The organism is Nostoc sp. UIC 10890 (genome assembly GCF_054786515.1).
Map to the genome: position 1 here is coordinate 6,900,039 of NZ_JBSGKF010000001.1, position 20,277 is coordinate 6,920,315.

At 40.8% G+C, this 20,277-nt stretch carries 25 protein-coding genes and 1 pseudogene; 14 read left to right on the forward strand and 12 right to left on the reverse strand.

Annotated elements, in window-relative coordinates; genetic code table 11:
- Window positions 1-15: 15 nt before the first annotated feature.
- The 3 genes from ACWATR_RS28550 to ACWATR_RS28560 form a co-directional block, all read right to left on the reverse strand.
- On the reverse strand, window positions 16-1,521 hold the full coding sequence (locus ACWATR_RS28550; protein WP_460339538.1) for a relaxase/mobilization nuclease domain-containing protein: 1,506 nt from the start codon (window positions 1,519-1,521) through the stop codon (window positions 16-18).
- Window positions 1,518-1,892, reverse strand: coding sequence for a plasmid mobilization protein (locus tag ACWATR_RS28555; RefSeq protein ID WP_460339540.1), 375 nt, complete (start codon window positions 1,890-1,892; stop codon window positions 1,518-1,520). Before ACWATR_RS28555 ends, ACWATR_RS28550 begins: the two co-directional genes overlap by 4 nt.
- Before the next feature lie 228 nt (window positions 1,893-2,120).
- A complete protein-coding gene (locus ACWATR_RS28560; protein ID WP_460339541.1) occupies window positions 2,121-2,894 on the reverse strand; it encodes a hypothetical protein in 774 nt (257 codons plus the stop codon).
- 175 nt (window positions 2,895-3,069) lie between these two features.
- On the opposite strand from ACWATR_RS28560, the gene ACWATR_RS28565 reads away from it, so the two are divergent.
- Window positions 3,070-3,516, forward strand: coding sequence for a hypothetical protein (locus ACWATR_RS28565; protein ID WP_460339543.1), 447 nt, complete (start codon window positions 3,070-3,072; stop codon window positions 3,514-3,516).
- 134 nt (window positions 3,517-3,650) lie between these two features.
- Here the strand turns inward: ACWATR_RS28565 and ACWATR_RS28570 are convergent, their stop codons facing one another.
- Complete coding sequence (locus ACWATR_RS28570; protein WP_460339545.1) at window positions 3,651-4,781, reverse strand: formylglycine-generating enzyme family protein; 1,131 nt, start codon at window positions 4,779-4,781, stop codon at window positions 3,651-3,653.
- 222 nt (window positions 4,782-5,003) lie between these two features.
- Here ACWATR_RS28570 and ACWATR_RS28575 point away from each other — a divergent pair, with 222 nt between their 5' ends.
- On the forward strand, window positions 5,004-5,438 hold the full coding sequence (locus ACWATR_RS28575; RefSeq protein ID WP_460339547.1) for a hypothetical protein: 435 nt from the start codon (window positions 5,004-5,006) through the stop codon (window positions 5,436-5,438).
- Between the two features lie 243 nt (window positions 5,439-5,681).
- On the opposite strand, the gene ACWATR_RS28580 is transcribed toward ACWATR_RS28575, so the two are convergent.
- Together ACWATR_RS28580 and ACWATR_RS28585 are read right to left on the reverse strand one after the other, a co-directional pair.
- Complete coding sequence (locus tag ACWATR_RS28580; RefSeq protein WP_460340739.1) at window positions 5,682-6,542, reverse strand: GUN4 domain-containing protein; 861 nt, start codon at window positions 6,540-6,542, stop codon at window positions 5,682-5,684.
- Window positions 6,534-6,977 (reverse strand): annotated as a pseudogene (locus ACWATR_RS28585) (formylglycine-generating enzyme family protein); the annotation flags it as partial. The pseudogene ACWATR_RS28585 and the gene ACWATR_RS28580, both read right to left, overlap by 9 nt.
- Window positions 6,978-7,785: 808 nt before the next feature.
- On the opposite strand from ACWATR_RS28585, the gene ACWATR_RS28590 reads away from it, so the two are divergent.
- Genes ACWATR_RS28590 through ACWATR_RS28600 form a run of 3 tightly spaced genes read left to right on the forward strand, consistent with a single transcriptional unit; the run spans window position 7,786 to window position 10,169 of the window.
- Window positions 7,786-8,934 (forward strand): ParM/StbA family protein, encoded by a 1,149-nt coding sequence (locus tag ACWATR_RS28590; protein ID WP_460339549.1) that lies wholly within the window; start codon window positions 7,786-7,788, stop codon window positions 8,932-8,934.
- Window positions 8,931-9,569, forward strand: coding sequence for a hypothetical protein (locus ACWATR_RS28595; RefSeq protein WP_460339551.1), 639 nt, complete (start codon window positions 8,931-8,933; stop codon window positions 9,567-9,569). Before ACWATR_RS28590 ends, ACWATR_RS28595 begins: the two co-directional genes overlap by 4 nt.
- 45 nt (window positions 9,570-9,614) lie before the next feature.
- Window positions 9,615-10,169: a P-loop NTPase family protein gene (locus ACWATR_RS28600; RefSeq protein ID WP_460339553.1), complete on the forward strand. Its 555-nt coding sequence runs from the start codon at window positions 9,615-9,617 to the stop codon at window positions 10,167-10,169.
- A 44-nt stretch (window positions 10,170-10,213) separates the two neighbouring features.
- On the opposite strand, the gene ACWATR_RS28605 is transcribed toward ACWATR_RS28600, so the two are convergent.
- Window positions 10,214-10,459, reverse strand: a complete 246-nt coding sequence (locus ACWATR_RS28605; RefSeq protein WP_460339555.1) for a hypothetical protein — start codon at window positions 10,457-10,459, stop codon at window positions 10,214-10,216.
- 95 nt (window positions 10,460-10,554) lie between these two features.
- Here ACWATR_RS28605 and ACWATR_RS28610 point away from each other — a divergent pair, with 95 nt between their 5' ends.
- Together ACWATR_RS28610 and ACWATR_RS28615 are read left to right on the forward strand one after the other, a co-directional pair.
- Window positions 10,555-11,340 carry a DUF6753 family protein gene (locus ACWATR_RS28610; protein WP_460339557.1) on the forward strand — a complete coding sequence of 262 codons (786 nt, stop codon included), beginning with the start codon at window positions 10,555-10,557 and terminating at the stop codon, window positions 11,338-11,340.
- 152 nt (window positions 11,341-11,492) lie between these two features.
- A complete protein-coding gene (locus ACWATR_RS28615; RefSeq protein ID WP_460339559.1) occupies window positions 11,493-12,032 on the forward strand; it encodes a hypothetical protein in 540 nt (179 codons plus the stop codon).
- A gap of 78 nt (window positions 12,033-12,110) precedes the next feature.
- Here ACWATR_RS28615 and ACWATR_RS28620 read toward each other — a convergent pair whose 3' ends face one another.
- From ACWATR_RS28620 to ACWATR_RS28630, 3 genes are all read right to left on the reverse strand, one after another.
- On the reverse strand, window positions 12,111-12,434 hold the full coding sequence (locus ACWATR_RS28620; RefSeq protein WP_460339561.1) for a hypothetical protein: 324 nt from the start codon (window positions 12,432-12,434) through the stop codon (window positions 12,111-12,113).
- A gap of 185 nt (window positions 12,435-12,619) precedes the next feature.
- Window positions 12,620-13,051, reverse strand: coding sequence for a hypothetical protein (locus tag ACWATR_RS28625; RefSeq protein WP_460339563.1), 432 nt, complete (start codon window positions 13,049-13,051; stop codon window positions 12,620-12,622).
- A 172-nt stretch (window positions 13,052-13,223) separates the two neighbouring features.
- A complete protein-coding gene (locus tag ACWATR_RS28630) occupies window positions 13,224-13,853 on the reverse strand; it encodes a primosomal protein (RefSeq protein WP_460339565.1) in 630 nt (209 codons plus the stop codon).
- A gap of 329 nt (window positions 13,854-14,182) precedes the next feature.
- Here ACWATR_RS28630 and ACWATR_RS28635 point away from each other — a divergent pair, with 329 nt between their 5' ends.
- From ACWATR_RS28635 to ACWATR_RS28645, 3 genes are read left to right on the forward strand one after another with little or no spacing between them, the layout of a single operon-like run.
- Window positions 14,183-15,091, forward strand: coding sequence for a hypothetical protein (locus ACWATR_RS28635; protein WP_460339566.1), 909 nt, complete (start codon window positions 14,183-14,185; stop codon window positions 15,089-15,091).
- A complete protein-coding gene (locus tag ACWATR_RS28640) occupies window positions 15,061-15,753 on the forward strand; it encodes a ParA family protein (RefSeq protein ID WP_460339568.1) in 693 nt (230 codons plus the stop codon). The genes ACWATR_RS28635 and ACWATR_RS28640 overlap by 31 nt, the downstream gene beginning before the upstream one ends.
- Window positions 15,746-16,204: a hypothetical protein gene (locus tag ACWATR_RS28645; protein WP_460339570.1), complete on the forward strand. Its 459-nt coding sequence runs from the start codon at window positions 15,746-15,748 to the stop codon at window positions 16,202-16,204. Before ACWATR_RS28640 ends, ACWATR_RS28645 begins: the two co-directional genes overlap by 8 nt.
- Window positions 16,205-16,233: 29 nt before the next feature.
- Here the strand turns inward: ACWATR_RS28645 and ACWATR_RS28650 are convergent, their stop codons facing one another.
- Both ACWATR_RS28650 and ACWATR_RS28655 read right to left on the reverse strand, forming a co-directional pair.
- Entirely contained in the window at window positions 16,234-16,497 is a 264-nt protein-coding gene (locus ACWATR_RS28650; RefSeq protein ID WP_460339573.1) for a zinc ribbon domain-containing protein, read from the reverse strand.
- Between the two features lie 107 nt (window positions 16,498-16,604).
- A complete protein-coding gene (locus ACWATR_RS28655; protein WP_414517152.1) occupies window positions 16,605-16,979 on the reverse strand; it encodes an XRE family transcriptional regulator in 375 nt (124 codons plus the stop codon).
- A gap of 283 nt (window positions 16,980-17,262) precedes the next feature.
- Here ACWATR_RS28655 and ACWATR_RS28660 point away from each other — a divergent pair, with 283 nt between their 5' ends.
- Genes ACWATR_RS28660 through ACWATR_RS28675 form a run of 4 tightly spaced genes read left to right on the forward strand, consistent with a single transcriptional unit; the run spans window position 17,263 to window position 20,206 of the window.
- On the forward strand, window positions 17,263-17,766 hold the full coding sequence (locus ACWATR_RS28660) for a MarR family transcriptional regulator (RefSeq protein WP_460339576.1): 504 nt from the start codon (window positions 17,263-17,265) through the stop codon (window positions 17,764-17,766).
- Window positions 17,744-18,136, forward strand: coding sequence for a hypothetical protein (locus tag ACWATR_RS28665; RefSeq protein ID WP_460339578.1), 393 nt, complete (start codon window positions 17,744-17,746; stop codon window positions 18,134-18,136). The genes ACWATR_RS28660 and ACWATR_RS28665 overlap by 23 nt, the downstream gene beginning before the upstream one ends.
- Window positions 18,133-19,488 carry a replicative DNA helicase gene (gene dnaB, locus ACWATR_RS28670; RefSeq protein ID WP_460339580.1) on the forward strand — a complete coding sequence of 452 codons (1,356 nt, stop codon included), beginning with the start codon at window positions 18,133-18,135 and terminating at the stop codon, window positions 19,486-19,488. The genes ACWATR_RS28665 and dnaB overlap by 4 nt, the downstream gene beginning before the upstream one ends.
- Window positions 19,451-20,206: a hypothetical protein gene (locus ACWATR_RS28675; protein WP_460339582.1), complete on the forward strand. Its 756-nt coding sequence runs from the start codon at window positions 19,451-19,453 to the stop codon at window positions 20,204-20,206. The genes dnaB and ACWATR_RS28675 overlap by 38 nt, the downstream gene beginning before the upstream one ends.
- The last annotated feature ends 71 nt before the right edge of the window (window positions 20,207-20,277 follow it).

Genomic DNA, 20,277 nt, shown 5'->3' on the forward strand with positions numbered 1-20,277 from the left:
AAATGATAACTGATATCAAAGTTCCCAACTTTGAAGCTCTGGGATTCGCCTTTGGTTGGGTTGCAAGTGATTGTTAGTTAGCATCCCATTCCAACCAGTTTCACCGGGAGAAACTTGTTTGGCTTGAGGTAGTTCAGCCAGTATCTCAGCTATCAAGTTCTCAACTTTCTCATGATCTTTAAAAGCGATGACTACTGTATCGATCGCTCGCAAAAATTCTAGAGGTAATTGCTCACTATCGCCTACACTCCAATATAATGTAGGTTTGCGCTTTTCTTTGTCAACAGTTGATTCTAAGGCAATGACAGAGAGAACTTCAATCGGGTCACTTAGTAGCACTGCTCTTTCTACTGTGGCATCTGTAGCAATCCAAAAACTACCTTTTTTTGTCGGTTCAGAGTTGAGAGTAATATCGGTGAAGTTACCTGTTGGTTCTAGCTGCTTGGCAAGAGTTGGAAGATCATCAAGTGTACGTTCCACAAATATTGCTTGACCTGTTTGACTTGCATAGAGCCAACCCTTTTCATACAGTTCTGTGAGGAGAGAATTGGGTAAATTGTACTGCTGGCTTAAGTTTAGGCGTATTTGCTCCCAGTTTGTTGGTTCTCGTGTAGGCAAGGAGTTTGTTTGAGTAACTGCTGGTATGCAATTTTCAACAGTTTGCTCCATGAGTTTCTGGATACGTTTGTCATCCTGTTTTGAAGGCACTGCTGGTGTGAGATTTTCGACAGCTTGCTCCATGAGTTTCTGGATGCGTTTGTCATCCCGCTTGGGACTGTAGTTTACCCCTCGATGCTTTTGTAAACCAGGAAAGGTATGTGCTTTACCCAGATGCGTACCACTAAAAGCCACACCATCAAGTTGATAACTAATGCCTTTGACAATGCCTGTGCGAGTATAACCAACACGGACATTAATACCTTGTTGTTGCGTTCGCTCTATTAACTCTGGCATAGTGGGATGGTCGTGTGTTGCTTGGTCGAGCGATCGCTGGAGTCTGACTCTAAGGCTTTCCTCTCCAGTTCTGGCAATGTGCCTACGTTCGCCAGTAGTTGGACTGTGCTTATCTTTTTCCCAACTTGGTTGCACTGATTGTAAATTGTATTCCTGCTCCAACTTGCGAATTACCGCTTCACTTCTGCGATCGTCCCAGCTATCAGAAACTGTAGTGCCATCTAATTGAATGCGACTGGCAGCAATATGTATGTGTTCATGAGTACGGTCAGTATGCCGCACTACGACATATTGGTTCATATCAAAACCCATTGCTTGCAAATACTTATGGGCGATTTCATCCCAAGTATCATCATCTAAACTCTCCTTATGGGCCAAACTGAGAGAAGCGTGATAAACAGCCCTGTTCACCTTCGGGTTTAATCTTCGAGATATACCAAATTCAGCTGCTAGTTCGCGTGGGTTTGTTCCTTCCATATTCCCACCGATTTGTCTTGCTCCATCTTTGCCAAAGAGGTAGTTTAGCAGTCCCCGAAAACTTTTACCTTTGATGTGCTTGCCAATCATCCTTCATATTGTAAATCAGTGATTAAATCAATTTCAGCAATCTCTCGCCGCACCTGTTTCACCAAATCTCTTACCTGTGACAACAATGCTCTATCTACGACCACAGGTTCTCCCATGAGTACTGAAGTATTGATTGCTTTAGCTATTTGGTTGAGATTGTTACCTATTTTCCCCAACTCCCAGTAAGTTTGGCCTGCTACTTTGGTGACACGCCTGGGCAATCTATTTTTCAGAGTCTTGGCACGAAACAACTCACTCATAGTGAGATTATTTTCATCTGCCATTAGCTGTGCTTTCTCGTATTCTGCCAAAGTCAGTCTAATGTCTATCCTGTGTGAGCGTTTTTGTCGCATTATTGATGCATTAGTCATTAGCTGTTTTAAGTTTGACGACTGCACTATCATTTGTCATTGACCAAGCGGTTACTTCCGATTCTGGTTCAATCGACACGAGATAGTGGAATGCGCTGCAATAGCTTTGGTTAGGCGATTTCTGATGAAAAAAATACCCATGTTGACGAGTTTCGACAACTCTTGGAGACGCTACGCGTAGCTTGCTTCCCCGCAGGGGTACGCTCAACTCTCGACCACTCTTAAGTACTAAGGAAGCAAGGCATCTTGACGCATTCGCACCCATTGTTTTAGATTTTCTAAGCCACCGACGTTTTTTAATGATTCATTGGCGGTGTAAAATTCTAATATTACGGTTTGGCGAACTGCTTGTTTTTTCTCTTCTAATACTCTATCAATATCTGTTTCGTTAACTTGTCCTTTGGCTGCTAAGGCTGCGGCTAATACTCGCCGAATCCTAGCGCGACTTAATCCTTGACAGGCTTTGATTAATTGTTCTTTTCCTAGTGCATTTAAGTTAAGTTTTTCTGGGACTATTAATTGATGAATTAAATAATCTATTTCTTGGATGTTGGGTAAGGGAAAATCAATTACTGTGACTTCTTCTTGCAGTTCTGGGGGAATGGTTAATGTATGACTGGTGAGGATGAGGGTTTGGCGTATGCGTTTGAGTTGGCGGGTGAGGTTTTTTATTGCACGAATTACGGGAGCATTTTTTTCTGTTTCGGGGTTTTTGAGGATAAAATGTATGTCTCGTAATACAAATATTGTGGTTGTATTTTCTGGCGCTTTGGTAATTCTTGATAATGCACCCATGACAGAACCTTTATCAGTTCCGTTGTCATCCCAACCGGTGACGATATCCCATAATAATAGTTGTCGTGGTGTCTGGGATATTTGGGTGAGTTGTTGGAGGACTTGTTCTATTGGTTCTTCTTCGACTCCGACTATATATAGTAGGGGATAGCGGGCGCGAAGCATGAGGTCTATTTGTTGGAGTATTTGTTGATGGGGGTTATTCATTATGTATAAATAGGGGGATTAGTTGTTAGTTTATTGGGTTTTTATTTCGCGCAAAGTTGCAAAGGAGCAAAGAATAAATGTTTGGTTAGATGTATGATATTATATTGCTAAAATTAACTGCTGAACAGTTGAATAAAATCTTTCAATCATTTTTGCAGACTGATATAGGAGTCGAATGAGCATCAATTATTTACAACCGCTTATACTTCCAGAAGGTGTAAGTATTGAGGAAAACTATGATGATCTACAAGCCCAAGAAGATCATCTACACGGGTACACTTGCTACAGGATGTTTTACCTGAATAAGATAACAGGCTACGCAAATTACAAGCGCAAAACTTGGAACGGAAAGGATTATTGGTACATTTTACAGTTTCAAGCCCAACTCCCTGACTCACTTCCTGGACAGGGACATGGTACATACTTCCTAAAGTATTTGGTTAGAGAAATGTACGCACAGGATGAGATTATCATTCATACCATTGCATCAAATATAGAGAACCCTAACTTTCCACAGTGGTTGGTCAATCGAGGCTTTAAACAGGATAATTTATACCAACCAGACAAGAAAAATAGCAGGATTCTTCTACCTTGTGACGCACATTACCTATGGAATAAGTGAGGAGATTTTGATACAAGTCTAAAATCATGCACTTCACATATTTAGGTTAAAATTTTAAAGATTCGATGCGAAACGAGAGATGAATAAATAGGTAAGACAAGAAAAGAGCTAGAGGGCAAAAGTGCATAATGCTATTAAGTCCTCGCAGCACCACTACATACAACCCGAAAACCGATATTGCCGTAGTTGTAATCGAGGTTGCTGCCGCTGCGAGAAGCAGAACGGCAAGCATCAGGATTGTCGCCCAACGAACCACCGCGCACCAGCCTTAGATAACTACTCACTTCATTCTTAACCCATGCGCTTCCATCTGTAGGCGCACCTTCATAGTTGATATGCCCATAATCTTGACACCACTCCCCTACATTACCGTACATATCATACAATCCAAAATTGTTAGCTACTCCAAAACTCCCTACTTCTGTTGTTTCATTTCGGTAAATTCCTTTGGGTTCTTGTCCATAAGAAGTATAATTACCACGATAGTTAGCTAAATCCGTTGTAATTGTCTCTCCAAAGTGAAATGGTGTGGTAGTTCCCGCTCTACAAGCATATTCCCATTCGGCTTCACTTGGCAGTCTGTAGGTTTTTCCAGTTTTTTGGCTTAACTCTTCACAGAAAGCCACCGCATTATTCCAATTAACTCTTTCAACAGGGCGATTACTACCTTTTGGGTAAGAAGGGTTATTTCCCGTGATAGCTTGATATTGTGCCTGTGTTACCGGATATTTTCCCATAAAGAAACTAGGAACTGTAACTTGATGCTGAGGACTTTCCCAATCTTTTTTTCCCGCTTCATTTTCTGGTGAACCCATCATAAAAGTACCACCAGGAATTGCAGCCATTTCTAATTTGACACCATTACCCAAATCTTCGGTAAAATATCTAGCTATACGTTGCTGTCGTTGAATAATTTCCGCAAATTTGTTGACTGTTACTACTTCAATTTGTTCTAGTTTTAAACCTTGAGGATTAAACTCTATTAAAGACTTTTTAACTTTCGTTTCGGTTCTATTCCTTAACAATAAATAAGCCGCATCTTGTATTTCTACATATTTATCCTTTAAACCTGCAATTACTAAATCTAAACCCTGTTCTCCATAATTCAAAGCTTGCTCAAGTGCAGCAATTCTCACCTTTGCATCTGGATTTTTCCACCGCATTTTTACTCCTTCAATACCACCTAAAACGGCTGTACCTTCCATAGATAAACTGTTACCACCAAGCACAGCATCGTATTCTCGCGGTTGTTGCGAATTATTCATAATTGATTAAGGGTTGCTTTTATGTACACTGTATTCAACTTAGCACTAACTCATACTTTGCACCAACCGTAATCACCCTTATAGCTCAAACAAACCTAGCACTAAACTATAACAACTGGTGAATAGAAATAATTAAGTAGTATATGTTTTAAATAAAATTAAATCATGTTATTAATACAGAGGCAGTAAGATTGTGAAGATAATTTATTAACTTGCTTCTGTATGTCACAAGCATCACCTGAGCCGAGCCAGTCTTATGCCATAATTGGCTGGATTTATGGAAATAATGAACCTACTAATTTAGACAACCTTTCCCAAATTACTCAATGGTGGACAAGTTTGCACGGTAAAAGTGTTAAAATTAGTTGCATTATTGGAAGAGAACAAAAAAGATCCACGGGGAGGTGGAAACTAATTGAGGAAGCTCCTATTGAGATTCCTGAAATCCAGAATCCTCAAATTACTGATGATGTTCTGACTTTTAATGGTTCTAGTAAAATAAGCAGGATTGAAAAAATTCACTCTTTAGATTTTTATCCAATTCAAAATCAACTCGTGGTTAATTTCACACTGATTAAAATAACTCAACAAAACCCTGACATACAGCCCCAGGTCGAGTTTGTTCCATATAAACAGTATGTTTTTACACTTCAGTAAATTTGATTACAAGTAAGTCAAATCTGAAAAATATCAAACATACCTAATTACTTAACTTCCTACCCAACAAGGGTAGGAGGAATCAAACTTTATCTCCTAGTAAAAGAGAGGTTTTAAATTTTTAATTAATATCCTTGCGTTGCGTCGCGTATATAATTTAATATCTGTTTAATAATATTTTCACGCTCCTAACGTACCCTACGTACTTTCCACTTTGCTTGGGCTAGTAAGTCACGCAAAGTTCTAACTCAAAAGTAAGAACCTGAAATAACAAATATCACAACACCTAACTACAGGAACCCTCCAGGGCTTTCCCCATAATTGGAAATTGGCGATGGCGTTCGTCAAAAAATCATAATCACTTGGATGTAATCTACCTATAATAACAGGGAGGTGTCCTTCTGGTGCTGTTATATCAAAAGTAATGTCACTGTAGTACATAACAAAGTCATTCTTCTTTTCCCACCCTACTTTTTTTGCAAAAGCTTGAGTTGTTTCCTCATTAAACCATCTCGTTCCCCCCAAACTTTGATAAATATGTTTCTGTACAGAAAAACCAAACCTCCCATTACTATGTTTTACCCATAATTGGTCAATAGTGTGGAGGTCTTCACGGGGAATTTTCTCTTGAGCTATTAATATATAATTGGCTGTAAAATATTGGATATATATTTCTTCATTTTGTATCTTTTGCTTCCTTAAATGTAAAGTTTGAATTGTTCTAGACCTTACTTGCTCATACTCTTGATCTGCTTTTGCCAGCGCGAACATTACTCGCCTTGTTTCCTCATCCGCTTCTTTCCACTTTCCTTGAGCGAGTAAATTACGCAGGTTTCTATAATCCACCCCTACAGATGACTTTAATTTTTTCTCTTCAAATATTGTTAACACTTGTTTTACCTTTGATTCTGCACGATTCTGCAATAGAATATAAGCCTGTTTTCGTACATCCCAAGATTCATCTTTTAAACCTTCAATCACTAAATCTAAACCCTGTTCTCCATAATTCAGAGCTTTTTCAAGTGCAGAAATTCTTGCCTTTAATTCTGGACTTTTCAACTGCAATTTTACCCCATCAATGCTACCTAAAGGGCGACTACACACGACTCTGAAACCTACACACGACTTCCTAAAGTCACGTGAGTAGCAGTTACGATGTGCAGAACGACACTCTTTAGCATTGTTACGCCAAGAACCTCCGCGTCGTCGCCTAACGCTATCACTTCCTCCAGATACACTTTTACTATCTACAGCACTACCATCTGTAGGTGCATTGATATAATTAGTCTGATAATAATCTTGACACCATTCAGATACATTCCCGTGCATATCATACAAACCAAAAGCATTAGGGGGGAAAGTTCCTACATCTGTTGTTTGTTCTCTATATTGTCCTTTTTGTGCAGATGTGTAAGGATAATTACCATCATAGTTTACTAAATTTGGGCTAATATTTTCACCAAAATAAAACGGTGTAGTTGTTTCTGCTCTACAGGCATACTCCCATTCTGCTTCACTTGGCAACCTGTAGTTATTTCCGTTTTATGTACGCTGTATCAAAATTAGCATTAATTCATATCTTGCACCAACCGTAATCACCCTTGTAGCTCAAACAAACCAGCTACCCCGCTTGACAATTTCCCCTTTTCCTTAACTTGTCACCAATGCTAAGGAAGTCAAGATAGCGTTGTTCAGGAGTATCTCGATATAGCGAAAGCGATCGCCTCCGGCGGGGCGTAGCCCATCGCGCAATTAAAAAGCTAATTTGCCCAAACCTTGCAGAAATTTTCCAGGCTAAACTCCCAGAGAGAATTTTCGTATCATCTTCCCTCTGTCACGGTGGTTGACCTACTTAGGTAGGGGAACCGTGAAAGGAGGGCAAGTTTGTTGCCGCACCTGGGGGGTGCGTTTTTTCTCCCCAGAAAAAATGTCCGGACAGCAACATAGCTTGCTACTCACCAAAGGTTTTTTTGGGCTACTCAAATTAAAAACATGAGTGGTATTGAGTTGGCATTGAGTTGGCATTTAAGTGGCATTTAAGTGGCACTTAATTGGCATTTTTTGACCATTTTATTGTCAATAAGCTTAGTTATTGATAAGAAGAATATATACATAGTGTATGCAGTGGCGTTGAATTGGCGCTCAAGTGACGCTTAAGTGGCGTTGAATTGGCATTTGAGTGGCGTATTTTTGAATTCAATAGCATAAAAATAACTACTTGAGAAAATGCAGCAAAAAAATAACCAATGGGCTAATTTTTTGCCTGATAAAAATGGTCAGTGGGTAGATTGGCATGATTTATATTTGCATTTAACTTAAAGGAAAGCTTTTAGGTGAACCACAGTCAATGTCAAACTTGATAGTCAGTTTTGACCCTGGTGCTTCCTTGACCAAGATTGTTTACGAACTAGCAACTGAAGGCAAACCATGTTTGATGACAATGGAACCAGAGATGCTGAAGTTGCCTCAAAGTTCGATTGACGCTTATATGTCGAGTCGCAAAGGTCTTGAATCTCCTAAACCAGCAGATGAAGCCTGGGTGTCAAGTCCTGCGGATGGAGATACACAATGTACGGTAGTTGGATTCCTGGCACGGCAGTTTTCAGCATCTGCCAGACTCGATAAGCTCAAGTACGAAACCTCAATTCACAAAGCCTTGGCGGTTATTGGTGTGATCGCTCAACACAATAAATTGCCTAACAGGTTTTCACTATCACTGACCTCACTACTGCCCTATGGTGAATATCAAAATCGCCAAGCATTTGAGCAACAGTTACAGTCTGCACTCAAGGATTTTAGGTTTCGGGGTCAAAGGTTGCGGGTGAAACTGGAGCGATTCGAGTGCTTACCCGAAGGTGCGGGATTGGCAATGATTCGCCAACGCCAGAATGGTAAAGAATGGTTTAACGCCCAAACGATCGCAGTGCTAATGTTCGGGCATCGCAATACCAGCCTTCTATTATTTGAACGGGGCAAGATGACGGCGGGTTACACTAATGGACTGGGCTTTCACCAAATGGTAAAGCGAGTAATTGAGCGCACATCTGGGCAGGATGCCACTGCTTTGACCTCTGCCATCTATGCAGCCGGTTCAGATATCACGGCTGACAACCAAGCAATTCGCACTCTGGTCAAAAGCAGAGAACATAAAAATCTTGATTATGAATTGCAGATGATTGTTAATGCCATTGCTACTGCTAAAGCTGAGTATTGGTCTAGGCTTTACGATTGGCTGGAATCAACTTTACCTGCGGTGAACGAGGTGATTTTGAGTGGTGGCGCAGCATTGTACTTAGAGCAAGAGTTACAAGACTGCTTTCAAGAAATTTCAACTTATTGGGGTGCTGACTTACAGCAACAGGTACAAGAAGTATTCAAGGATAAAAGTAATGATTATTGCCGTACTTTCCGAGAGCAGGAAGCTTTCTCGTTTAGGTTGATTGATGCGTTTGGTTTGTTTATGCGGTTTAGAGCGCAAATCGAGAAGGTAGCATGACTACAAATAAAAAACAACCCAAAAATAATGACAATAATAGACAGCCCAATAGTAGCGGTAGTCGCAAATTGCCTGAACGAACTGATACTGACAGACAAAGACAATATAAAAATTTGACTCTTCGGCTTCGTGCTTACTCAAATACTGTTGATGCAAAGCTAATTATATATTTGCAAAAAGGAAATGGAGTTAGTACTAGCAAAGAGATGGTATTACAGGCATTACGAATGTGTTGGTTGCCTTTAGCATATCAAGCTCAAGCAAATACGGATGTAGAAATTAGTGATAAAGAGGTGCGTCAGGTAGGGTTAATTTGTTGTCATGCCCTGGAGCAACATTTGGCTTATTTGCGAATGGAACTAGGATTACCGCATAAATCAACTGATGTTTTGCCTGTACCTCTCAGCACTATGACCAATCCTCAAACGCTTGCTACTATGTTCGGTCTAGAAATTGGTAATAGCGGTGGTATTGATGATGAAAATTATAGTAATGCTAGCGCTAAAGGTAAAACTAAAGGCAATGGCAGTAGTAATAGTGAGAACCAGCCAAAACACAAAATAGATTCTGATTCCTTTATTCCTGGTGAGGGATCTTTCTATGATGACACAGACAATATGTTTGAGAATATTTAATTATTTATTAATGCACATTTAGTCAAATCACAAAGGAGATTTAAGATGGCAGCAATTCACTTCATGGATGGTGAAAAAGGTGGAGTTGGCAAGTCTTTGTTTGCACGGGTTATGGTGCAATACTGTATTGACAATAAACTCTCTTATGAATTGGTAGAAGCAGACCAAAGTAATCCAGATGTGGGCGCATTTTACCCAGATAATCATAAAACAGCAGTTTTTAGCGAATCAGAACGTAAAGCTTACGATGCTGATGAAATTTTTAATTTAGCACTAACAACTTCTGTCATTGTCAATTTACCTGCTCAAGTATACCCAGCAGTAACTGATTGGATTGAGCGGAATCAAATCCTAGAACTTACTGGGAAAAATAAGGTCAAAATATACAAGTGGTTTGTTTGTAGTGGTGGTTATGACAGCGTTCAATTATTTATGCAATCTCTCGAACGCTTTGAAAACAAGATTAAGCACATATTTATACGCAATTGTGGTTTATGCGACGACTGGAAACACGTAGATGGACGTAAGGATTTACAGGAATTAATCAAAGCTTATAAAGTAGCTGTCATCAATTTTCCCAAGTTCAGCTATCGAGAATGAGATATCCTTGATGCCAATCAGATAAATTTTTCTGCGGCTAGAGATTATGGAGAGTTAGGCGTATTGGGTAAGCAGCGATTACACAATTTTCTTAAAAAAGCTTCTGAGGAAATTGAGAAAGCTAAAATTTGGAACCTTCCAGCAGCTTCAATTACTTCCCCAACAGAAAAAGTTGATGATGCTAATGTCAACGGCAAGGTTGCTACCAAGAAGTAATCTAATTCAGGAGTGCTGTTATCGGTAGCGGAGTGTTTAGCCCGTGCAATTAATTTTACTTTTTTACTCAGCACTCAGCACTGTTTCGGTGACATCTCCCACCATCAAATTGGATTACCAAATGAGCGTGGGGGACGAGGACGCGAATTAGCTAAAAGCAAATACAGATATGAGTAATTCTCACATTGAAGAACTCGATTTAGACGATGAATTTTTGGATTCAGTAGCTGCTAGAGGCAAAGGACTGAGCCAAATTCCTTACCCAACTTTACTAGATTTAGCCATTCGAGGTAAAGATGATTCATTTAAAGCTAGGGTTTGGGAAATAGTAGTCCAAACTGGACTTGACCCTGATGACCCAGCATTTCTGATGATGATTGCTACTGGTAGGCTGCAAGTACTATTGGAAGACAATCCCAAAGAAATGGAAGCAATGTTTGACCTGTGGCAAACGCAGCTTTATGACCATCTCCAGACATATGAAAAGGCAGCAGTAAAAGGTCAGCAAAAAGCGATCGCTCAGTCAGTGGCGGCATTAATTAGGCGTACTGAATTTGAGCGTGCTATTCATTCAGTTCCCTCTTTAATTGCTGCGGGAATACTGCTATTAATTGCAGCTGGAGTAGGCGGACTAGTAAGTGTAGCTGGAATGTCCTGGTATCAATCCAGTCATCTAGATCCTGCTGGGCCACGCCAACTCACACAAGCCCAAGCCAATGCTTTGGAATGGGCAACAAGTAATGAAGGTAAGTTTGCTCACAACCTAATGCAATGGAATCAAGATTTGCTAAGTCGTGACCAAAACGGTCAACTTACTTGTGCTAAGGATGTTAAGCGTTTGGGGGTAACACTGGAAATTGGAGCAAGTAGCAGAAAAGCCTCATCCGGGTTCTGCACGTTATGGACATCGCCTAGCAATCAGCGCCAGTTTGTATCTAAACCACGTCTACCTTGAAAACCACAGTTTTTTGGAATTAGAGTAAAGCTCAGAACTCAAGCCGCGAAAGAATAATACACTCTCCCTAAAAACTCCAGGTTTCAAAATGGACGGGGTTTAAGTTAAAAAATTAGTTGTCAATTTCTCAATCGTAGAAGAGGATTCAGCAGATGTTTACCTGCAAAGTTAAGTGGCTTTGGCTGCTGGTAATAGGAGGTATAGCTACAGGTTGTACCCCTACTACTGTAAATGTCAGTGGCAAGGATGAGAAGAATACGACTCAAGCTCAAACTGTGCCTGATTATCCGCCGATGTATGACGTGGATGTTAAAGTTTGTGGCAACATCATTGCCCCTCTCAAGGATGGAAAACGTTGTGTCAATCAACAATTACGTTTGTGGGGGCCAGTAGGAGAGGCAAAATTAGTTCGTGCTGGTATTTCTCTACCATCAGTTTCTAGCGTAGAGCATAAATTAGCGATCGCCTCGAAAGGCTGTTATCCTGTTTATGCACAACCTGACCAGCAGCAGTTTTATTGGGCTAATTCAATTATTCAAGTTAACAAGGGAGGAACTGCACCCACAGTTGAGGTCAAGCCAACTCAACTTTCAAATCAGCAGATTTATGAGTTAATGACTAGTAAACTTTCCAGTCGGACAATTACAACATTTGGCGGGGTGGGGTGCGAAGCTGCATCTTCGGTAAAATAAAGCTTTTACGGTTAAGGGTGGGTGGGCAAAAAAGTTACCCCACATTTTAGTGGGGCTACTGTGAGAGCCAGCAGGTAATTAAGAAGCTTCAGCCCATCTAGCTGTACGTTGTTGTTTATGAGCTTTGCGCCGCTCCCGTACTGCATCCAAATCTTTCAGTCCATACAGACGTTTGGCGTATGCTAGTAGTTCATTGATGGGAGTTTCGTTATAGTCCTGGCGAAACTGAATGTTATGTTCGTTCCAATCAAATTCTTGCTGATTAAAACGTGCTTGAGCAGCAAGTTCTCTACCTGATTCCTCACGTAAAACTTCCAGTACCATTAATCGCACTTTATCCTGATAACCTATTACTTGATCCAACGCTTTTGTTTGTTGTTGATTACGAGTCATTTGAGTCATTTGATTATCCTTTAATTAACGAATTACTACATCTCACCTAAATAGCATCGACAGATGCCTTCTGAGTTAGAGTTCACTTTTGAATCTCTTGAAATCAATAGCGATCGCTGCATTCAATTCTGTTTGTTGGATGCGGGTGGACGGTAAATACAATGCCCTGAATTATCTAATTCAGGGCATTATAATTAATCGTCAATTTCTACATCTTCATCATCTTCATCTTGGTCAAAATCGTCATTTATCGAGTCATCAGAGTTGCTACTTAAACCATTGAGTCCATCCATACGTTTAGACCGAGCAGCTTTATGAGAAGCACGTCTATCTCGTATTTCATCAAGATTATTCAAGCCGTAAAGTTTGCGGGCATAATTCACCAGTTCTTTTAATGGTGTATTTACATAGTCCTTACGGAACTGGGAATTGTGTTTGTCCCAATCAAACTCTTGTCCATTAAATCTGGCTGCTGCTGCTAATTCTCTTCCTGATTCTTCCCGCAATACTTCAATGACCATCAGGTGTACTTTTTCCTGATAAGTCATTACTCGTTCTAAAGCAGGAATATGCCTTTCAATTTTACGTGATGCTTTAGCAGTTTTGCGGACGTTAGCGTTAACCATGAGAATTACTCCTTGATATTTAGTATTTTTCTCATAGAAACAGCATCGAAAGATGCAATTCACTCCAGTTTCAATTCTTTATTCGGCAAAAAAATAACCTGTATTGTTTGAGGCAATACATGGTTATTTTGGGTTATTATTCTGTCAATTACTGAGAAGAAGTCAGAATTATTTACTCATCTTCATCTTCTTCATCTAATTCGTCATCTTCATCTAAATCTTCGTCCAGTTCGTCTTCGATATCCTCCTCATCTTCATCCAGGTCTTCGTCTAGTTCGTCATCTAAATCGTCAAGTTCTTCCTCTTCTTGTTCTTGGAAAGAATTACGACGTTCCAGAGATGCCCGGTTGAATTCAACTAAATCTGCTATTGCTTGCTCTGGGTCAGTGCTGATAGTGTCATACAGGATACCCATGAAAATTGCCACTACTTCTGGTGCATATTTGAGTGCATCTGGTTGTCCAAACAATTTAGTAAATAATTTGGTGTTCCATTTCTGCCAATCAAACTTTTTGTTACCACCTTTCTTTTTCACCTGAGCAGCAATGTCAAGTCCGAGTTTTTCACGGGCTGCATGACCGATTTTAGTTGAAACACGGGAATCGCGTAGTTGTAATTTAACACCGTATTCTTTGAAGATTAGGTTCCGCAATTCCTTTAACAATGCGAATGCCTCTTCTTGTGGTGAGGCATTCGCTACCTTTGATTTAGTTGTAGCGGATGTGCCATTGGTTTTGGCAGATGTTTTAGTATTAGCTCCGTTGCGATTGTTGTTATTGGTTCTAGCTCTAGCGATAGCCATTTTACAGCTTCCTTTAATGAAGTGAATTTTTCACCTCCTTGCCGCAATCGCGGCTTTCACATCCATTTCATTTCAATTTAATTTTTTTGCGATTTCAAACCTGTCTTTGCTGCGACGATAAATTTATGCTTTTAGGAGATAAAGAAGCGGACTAGGAGGAGTTTCCGAAATTAACGCTGTGCTAGAGGCGATGCCTGCGGCGGGCGTAGCCATCGCTCTTTTTCACACCAGAAATATAGCCAACCCGTTAGTAATAATTATCCGTGTGGCTAAAGCATCAGTAATAAATTTGCTCTACAAGGAGAAAGTAAGTTGTTGAAGTCAAGTTTATGAAATTGATAACAGACTGGCCTACTCTAGCTGATCAAAATACTCCAATTGTGGCTGTGGAGTATCATACGCCTGACAGAATGCAAATACTACAGCAGTTTTATCATTGGGGTGAAGAACGTTCTTTGTCAGTCTTTGTCTGGAATCCTGGTTACTGTGGACTACAGCAATTAATTCAGCATCAAGGTCAGTACATCTTACAGTCAACTGACAGGGGTAAAGACGGGGACATTATTCAGTATCTTCTATTCGACTATCAACCAGGCATTTATTTACTAGAGGGAATGCTAAATGAGGGTGATGGTAGCAAAATAAGTCAAAAATTTAGCTATCAATTACTAAATGCCTGTCATCAAGCTCTCTGGAGTCAACAACGTCATTACTGGGTGTTATTGAAAACTTACGTTCAACTATCTCTAGAATTACAGCCTTTTATTCCTGTGCTATCAAATCCACTTCCAGATCAACAGCAGGTGCAGATGATTGTAGAGCAGTTTTGTGATGCCTGGGTTGGGCATAGCCATTATCACCTTCAGAACTGTGCAGAGTGCGATCGCCGCGCCGTAACCGATCGCAATTCTTGGCTAAAGACAATAGAAAAAACATCAGCACTGCAATTGCTCTTTCGTGCTTGTCAGGGTTTACCCATAGGCGAGATAAATATGCTATTACAGCAATGTTTAGGTTTTGCAGAGCAGCTTGAGGAAATCGCCCAATTAGTACTAGAGCATAAAGTTAGCAAACTGCGGGGTCGGGGTTTAGAGTACATTGCTCAACCGGATGTACCTTCAGCTGGGGGATTAGATTTGCTGGAGAAAAGGTTGGAAACTATTACCTGTCTACTTCAACCTCAAGCAAAGCAATCTTGTTGGGTAGAATGCTTGCTCAAACAGGACAGCGTGTACTGATGATTGATGCCGATCCCCAAGCGAACCTAACTTTTTACCTGGGGCACGAAGTTCAGCAGAATCAACCCACGCTTCTAGAAGTTCTCAAAAAACAGATCAATACTGAAGACGGTATTTATGAAATCGGAGAAAACCTATGGTTAATTCCTGCTGATGATGGATTAGATAATGCTCAAGCATTTTTGTCTGGGAGCGGTATGGGAGCTATTGTTCTGAGCAAACGCTTAAAAGAGGTATCAGATTTATTCCAATACTGCATTGTCGATGCGCCACCTCAGCGATCGCAAATCTGCCTTACATCGTTGGGGGCCGCTGACCGTATTATCATTCCTGTAGAAGCATCATCCAAAGGTGTAAATTCTCTGATCCGAACTCTGAGTTTAGTTGAGGAACTTCAAGAAATTGATGCTTTTTCAGGGATAGTGCTTGGCATCTTGCCATTCAGAGATAAATGGGTAGGTAATAACCAAGTCGCACAAAGTAAGGCGAGTATCAGTGCAATGCGAACAATTGCCGAAGAAATAGTCGTTTTACCTTCAATTTTAGAATCTGAACAATTTAAAAAGGCCATAGATAAAGGTGTAAGTTTGTCCTCTCTAGGCTTTGAACAACTCGAAACTCCCTTCCAACAAATTATCGAGAGGTTACAAAAGAATGTCTGATGTTTTTGAGCGCCTTAAGAAAAAGACACGTCCAAGTGTTCCAGCACGGGATACAACACTTGTAAAAGTACAGCATGATAAGTTACTAAATGACGAAATTACTGAATTTAGTCATTTGTCTGAAAAACCAAAACCAGATTTAGATGGTGAGGGAGTTATAAACGATAAGGTAAGCACTTCTAATCAAGAACAGCAGTTAGAGTTACCCCAAATCATCAGGCGAACAATCAGGTTAGAACAGGACATTGATACTAACCTAGATAGCTTTTGCAATGTAAATAAAATTACGAGAGATACTTTCCTAGAAGCTGCATTTATCGTCTGCTCAGAAAATGAGGAATTATTGCAAGAGGTACTAAACCAAGCTAGAAAACGTTATCAACAGCGTAAACAAGCTGGTGAACAACGCAAATTTCAGACATTGGCTAAGAAAATTAACGTTAACGATTAAGTTAACCGATACCTTTTTGCTAACATTCATTAACAAATACACTCTTGGAGAGAGGGCGTATCAACCAATGCACGAAGGAAAATCCCTCGCGCACCATTTAGATCCCGGCTCATCACTTGCCCATCAGATGGAGACTGGACGAATTTAGCGCCACCAAGATTGGGGATTATTTCACCAGTCCAACTGACTGTTTTTGATGTGTATGCCTCGTTAACATCCATAACTGACTTGCTAGTTTCAAAAGCTTTGTGCTTAAGAAACTGCTTAAATCGGTAGTGGGAGAGTGTTAACATCTGGCGTACTGACTTTGACCTAACAGCAATTCTCATTATGAGAATTGCTGGATATTTGCAACTTGGTGGATAATTACTCTTAGTTAAATTCTATTGCGAACGGTGAGTTATAAAGCTTTAAGCAACTGCACTGGTTCTGTAGCCTCACGGCTGTTATTCACAAAAATATCAGCAATTAGTCGTAAAACTTCAGCTTGTTCTTCTGGAGGTGCTTCAGCAATCAGCGATCGCAGGCTAATTCCTGGCCTCTGACCAAATAACTCAGATAAATACCACACCCTAGCTTCTACCGGAATAGCCAAAAGTAGCGCTATTAGTTTTGATGCTCCTAGATCCGCCTTCCCGCGACGAAAGCGGGATAACATTACTTCTGACACTTTAGCCTGTTCAGCAGTTTTCTTCGCTTCCAAATTGAAGCGATTCATCATCTCATCGAATAACTGCTGATAACTTTGTGTTTTTTCTGATACAAAACTTTGCATTGCTTTGCTAATTATACTTAAGTTTAACGGTTATACTATTTGATGTTTGATTAAACGACAACGATGATGTATACCCTAATCTTACCAAACTTCTGCTAGGAGTGCTTTTTCCCAGACATATCTTTAATCTTCACATTACTAGCATAGCCATCAAATAAATACCCTGTCGCGATTGAATATAAAAATTCGTTGACTCAGTGTTAATGATGGACACCTAAAAAATTAGTCTCTATCCCAACGGATCGAGGTGAAATTTTATCTTTTCATTTGTATTAGCAAAATTGTGACACAACCAAATTCAAAAATTCAGGGACGTTTCTATCCACTTAAGCATGAAGAATGGCTGAAAGCCTGCCGTGAACTCACACCAGCACAGAGGGATGTCCTATACTACATCCGAACCATTGACCCTTATAACCAAGGGATTGACATCAATGCCGCTGAGGTAGCTCGTCAGCTGTCAGCACCAGAGCGGATAGTCCACAGGCAAACTGTAAGCCGCGCTCTTAAGGAATTAGACGCAAAGGGATTCATTGATCTAGAGTTATTGCAAGTCAGAACCAAGGTGAAACCAAAGGGATTATGGTGCAATGACACACCCAAATTCATTGAAGACACCGATGGTGTAATGATGCACCCAAGGTGTGATGACGCACCATTGGTGTGTGAAGACACCGATGGTGCGATGATGCACCCAAGGTGTGATGACGCACCGAGCGCGATCGCCACACACCACAGTGGATCACCACGCACCACGATGGATCATGACGCACCACGCAGAGGCTGAAAGTCTTGTGGAGAGAGAATTTCAAAACCCTAAGATCAATAAGAATTATTTAGACCTTATAAAGACTCTCTCAGAAGACGAGCGAGCGAATTTTCTAGAATTTTGTGAGGAAAAAACCAAAAATCTTAGCCAACCAGTGAATGACATTGAGGCTTGGTTAGCTCACAAGAACAAAGCCGGAAGGAATCGCTGGGAAGTTTATTACGAAAAATATCTGGCTTCAAAACAGGTACAAGCCAAAAAAACTGAAACAAAAAATGCTCGAGACGAATTCCGTCGAGAACTTGAAGAACGGCAGCGACAGGCTCAAAGAGCTTGGGAAGAGTCGCAAAACCAAAATCTGACTGGCAATACTGGCGGTGCGACGTGATTGATAAACTACCACCCCAAAACATCGAAGCGGAAGAGGCGATTTTAGGCGGTATCATGCTTGACCCAGAAGCAATCGGTAGGGTGAGCGATCGCTTAATTCCCGAAGCCTTTTATATTAGCGCCCATAAAGATATCTATCAAGCCGTCCAGCACCTTTATTGCTCTGGTAAACCCACTGATTTACTCACAGTTACAGCTTGGCTTACTGACCACGATTTACTAGTCCGTATCGGCGGCAGAAATAAATTAGCAACTCTGGTAGACCGCACAGTGTCAGCTGTCAACATTGACACTTTAGCCGAGTTGGTGATGGACAAATTCGCACGTAGGCAGTTAATCAAGGCTGGAAATGAAATTGTACATCTGGGTTACGAGACAGAAACTGAGTTACCACAAATCCTTGACCAATCAGAACAGAAAATTTTCCAATTATCTAATCAAACCCTATCTTCAAACACTGAACACAACAGCACGATTAACGTTGCTGCTTACGAGGATTTAAATTCAGGAAACCCCATTTACCCTACAGGACTTCATGAACTCGATAATTTGATGGTGGGATTTGAAAGTGGCACACTCACAATAGTTGCGGGTAGGCCATCAATGGGAAAGTCCCAGATCGCCTTGTTTTTGGCTTTCCAAATGATACTGTTCCATGAGCTACCTGTGGTCATCTTCTCCTTGGAGATGACAAAGAAACAATTGGAGTACAGGCTGTGGAGTTTAATTAGTGTTAGCAACGCTTACAAGCATTTAGAGTTAACGCCACTAAAAAGCGATCGCATCCGCAGACATCGCTCAGGTAATAAACCCCTAGCAGACTGGGAATTTACAAGCATTGCCAAAATCGTCGGTGTTGCTTCAGAACTACCGCTTTATATGAATGACTCAAGGAGTATCACCGTTTCACAAATTGCATCAGAATGCCGTCAAATTAAGGCCAAAGAGGGAAAACTGGGGTTAGTTGTAGTTGATTACCTGCAAATGATGGCAGAGGATTCTGGAGGGAACCGCAGCTATGAACTGGGAGATGTGGCCAGAGGACTTTACAAAATGGCAGGGGAACTGGATGTACCCGTGTTAGCACTGTCGCAAATCTCTAGGGGAGTTGAGGGCAGACAGAATAAGCGCCCAATGATGAGCGACCTCAGCCAGTCAGGAATTTTAGAAATGGTGGCAGACAATATTATTCTCGCTTACCGCGATGAGTACTACAACCCAGACACTACAGATCAAGGAATATTAGAACTCATCATGGCTAAGGCTCGACACGGTGAAACAGGCATAGCAACGGTATTTTTTGACAAGTCCTATGGAATTATCCAGAATTTGCGCTCCGGAAATATTTGAGTCCTCAAACTGCTGTCAAAATCATCCCCCTCCTGCGTCGGAATTTTTACTGGGGGGTATTGATAATAGCCCTAGTAAAAACTCTGAACAAATAGAGATATCCCCCAGTAAAGATAGCCCTAGTAAAAAGCGCAGAAATTGGGGTGAGGGTAACGGCACTATTTATTGGCGCACCATTACTAGGGGTGGAAAGGACTATCCCCAGGCTTACTATCATTGGCAGGAAAAAGGGAGCAAGAAGACCAAGTACATTCCCAAGCAAATACTTGGGGATATTCAAGAAGCAGAGTTCAAGAAGCGCCCAATTAGAGAAATTTTGGCATTACTGGGTGTTGTGCCTAGCCCTAGTAAAAACACATTACTGGGGGATATCGAAAATAACCCTAGTAAAGATGTTGAGCAGCCAGAAATACCCCCCAGTAAAAATAACCCTAGTAACGATGTCGAGCAGTCAGAAATACCCCCCAGTAAAAATAACCCTAGTAAAACTAGACGACACAAAGGATTAGGTAGTGGCTCCATTCAGTGGAAAACCATCACCCTTCACGGCAAAGATTATCCCCAAGCTTGGTATCACTATGAGTTTTGGAAGGATGGCGATCGCCTGGTTAAAAAGTGCAAGTATATTCCAAAACGACTATTAGGGAGAATAGAGAAGCTAGAAGCAGATAAAGCGCCAGTTAGAGAGATTTTGTCAGTATTGCGAGTAAGATTATAAAAAAACCTCATCCTCAAAAAAGCCGCGCAAATCGTAAATATCGGGTAACTTTATTACAGGGTTACAATAAT